At 59.4% G+C, this 2,583-nt stretch carries 3 protein-coding genes; 1 reads left to right on the top strand and 2 read right to left on the bottom strand.

The genetic code is table 11. The annotated features are described in order from the left end of the window. Positions 1-96: transposase (locus HGP14_RS35005; RefSeq protein ID WP_168834356.1), on the bottom strand; the 96-nt coding region annotated here is incomplete at its 3' end. A gap of 448 nt (positions 97-544) precedes the next feature. Here HGP14_RS35005 and HGP14_RS35000 point away from each other — a divergent pair. Further along, positions 545-1,072: a DUF992 domain-containing protein gene (locus HGP14_RS35000; RefSeq protein WP_168834355.1), complete on the top strand. Its 528-nt coding sequence runs from the start codon at positions 545-547 to the stop codon at positions 1,070-1,072. 196 nt (positions 1,073-1,268) lie between these two features. On the opposite strand, the gene HGP14_RS34995 is transcribed toward HGP14_RS35000, so the two are convergent. Continuing rightward, entirely contained in the window at positions 1,269-2,258 is a 990-nt protein-coding gene (locus HGP14_RS34995) for an IS5 family transposase (RefSeq protein ID WP_168834354.1), read from the bottom strand. Between the last annotated feature and the right edge of the window lie 325 nt (positions 2,259-2,583).

Here is a 2,583-nt window from a genome sequence, read left to right as displayed (position 1 = left end):
CCCGTGCTTCCGGCACAGGTCCACCGCCTTCGCGCCAGCCTCCTGCTCCTTCAGCACCGCAATAATTTGCTCTTCCGTAAATCTCTGCTTCTTCATGCGTCCGTCCTTCAATGGGCCGGACTCTAATCAATTTTGGAGGAAATTACCCGTGGCAGGTCAGGAAGAGCGAGGATCGCGCGGCCTTCCAAGGGCAAGGAAGGGGCAAAATACTCAGCCTGCCGCACGACCCCGAAAGTTAAACGATCAGATTTTGCTAATGTTCCGTAGCGTACCGTGAGCGTCAGCCGACGAATCCGAACAGCTTCGCCAAACTTGCGATGACGCCGGCGATCGCTCCAAGCGTGGCAAGCGCCATCAGCACCCAAATTCCCCATCCCGGTTGGCGCGGTTCGCCCTGATTTCCATCCCCGAATATCAAAGCCGACTTCGTCGATTCACTGGTCTCGCCAACCGTGACGTCGACGCGATTTTACTACTGCCACTTGCTGATGAGAACAAGGCTCCTAGATTTTCGCGCACGGGTGTAAATCGAAGGGAGGCTCGCATGTCCATCTCAAGACTTATCGCGGCCGCAGTTGTCGCCGCAACGGCCACTACCTTCCTAGCAGCGACGCCGGCGGCAGCCAACGTCAAGGTCGGCTCTTTGGGCTGTGACATATCTGCCGGATTCGGCGTCATCATCGGCTCGAAGCGGACGCTCAACTGCATTTTTACGCCGTCTTCCCAGGGATGGCCGAGTGAGCGGTACACTGGCACGATCACCAAACTCGGCGTCGATGTCGGCGCTCTCGCCGGTGGCGGACTGATTTGGCTCGTCTACGCGCCGACCAACCGGCTCGACGGCGCCCTGCAGGGCAGCTACAATGGCGTTGCGGCAAACGCGACGGTCGGCATTGGTGTCGGGGCCAACGTGCTTATCGGTGGCTTCGAGGGCTCAGTCGCCCTGCAGCCGGTCTCGGCAGAGGGCACGTCCGGCCTCAATGTCGCAGCCGGCGTTGCCAACATGATCCTCACCTGGGTGCCGCCTATCCCACCGCCGCCGGCTCCCAAACGGCACGTGTCGCACAGATAGAGCACGTCCTTTGAAATTGGAATTGAGAAGCAGAGAGTAGTTCGGCGCTTCCGAGTGAAAATTGGGAGCCTGATCACCCGCCGACTTTTGCTCCGGGACAACGCGGCGATCTATGAGATCGAGAGCTAGTGCGCCGCGATCAGGCTTTGGTGCAGGGATCGGGACTTGAATGGATGCCGGTCTTTGATGGAGCTGTCTACGCGGTAGTCGCTTTGCAGCGGACGGATTTCGGGCGTGCGCAGGCGAGCATGCGGTTGAACACGGCGCAGGCGATGGCAATTTCTGTCTGTTGGGCGTGAAACGAGCGGGCCCGCAGGCGCCGACCGATGATGGCTTTGTACCGTCCGATTGCGGTCTCGACCAGCGAGCGTTTGCCGTAGCCGTTAGAAGCCTGCCATTTCATCCGGCCGTCTCTGCGGATTGCGGCGATATGCAGGTCCCTTTGGCCGAGACGCCCATCGTCGATCGATTCGACTGCATTGGCACGCGGCGGAATGACGATTACGGCGTCAGCGCTGTGGTTGATTACGATGTCGTAGGTGGGCTTTCCATCATAGGCGCCATCGGCGCTGAACTGTTCGATCTGACCATCGATCTGGTCGAGCAGCGGTTCCAACTGCGATACGTCACTCGTGTCCTGATCGGTCATGACATGGGCGATGATCTCGCCGCTATCGGCATCCAGCGCCAAGTGCAGCTTCCTCCATCCGCGACGGGATCTGGTGCCATGCTTCTCCTCCAGCCATCGGCCCGCGCCGTAGATTTGAAGGCCGGTGCTGTCGACCAGAACATGAACCGGCCCGAGCGGTGGAAGCTGACGATTACACTGTCTTCTGGGCGATTGCCGCGTCCGTGCCCGACGGCTCAGCGTCGTGTGATCGGGGACGGCGAGATCCAGCCCCATCAATGCCAACAGTGATCCGAGCAACCCTTCTGTCTGGCGCAGACGTAGACCGAATACCAGGCCCAGCATCAACGCAGTCTCGATCGCCAGATCGGAATAGCGGGGCTGGCCGCCGCGGGTCCTGCGTTTTGGCGCTTGCCAGGTCGACAGGGCTTCCGGTGTCAGCCACAAGGTCAGGCTGCCTCGCCGACGAAGTCCAGCCTCATACTCCTTCCAGTTCGTCACCCTGAATTTCATCTTCTCGATGCGATGGCGACGGGAGGTGTTGTGTTTGAAGGGCATGGCGGCGCTAAAATGGTTATTGAGGTTGCCGATCGCCTAAACCAAGATCAATGAAGGATCTGTGCACCAATACTCTCCATTGATGCTGGCCCGGCGTCCAGTCGAGAGCCCGTACTTCATCTTATCGGGGAACAGCCGCCTTCCAAGATCATGTACGATTCCGAAGGGGTATGGCTCCCGCGATTACCCCATGTGGACGTATATGGACCCCGCCCGATTGCAACAGATTTGGCGAGATGGGATTGCTGGTCACAACTGCTGACGTATATCCGGCTTCCTGATGCAGCGCGGATATCGTCGCTGCGAGCCACGATGGGTTTTCGCT

The organism is Rhizobium sp. P32RR-XVIII (assembly GCF_012641395.1).
GTDB lineage: Bacteria > Pseudomonadota > Alphaproteobacteria > Rhizobiales > Rhizobiaceae > Rhizobium.
Note: the sequence above shows the minus strand (reverse complement) of the source record. Positions and strands in the feature narration are given on the sequence as shown.

What these genes read in the sequence shown, in the direction of transcription:
- HGP14_RS35000 (WP_168834355.1), top strand. Translation starts at nt 545, where the DNA reads ATGTCCATCTCAAGACTTATCGCGGCCGCAGTTGTCGCCGCAACGGCC.
- HGP14_RS34995 (WP_168834354.1), bottom strand. Translation starts at nt 2,258, where the DNA reads ATGCCCTTCAAACACAACACCTCCCGTCGCCATCGCATCGAGAAGATG.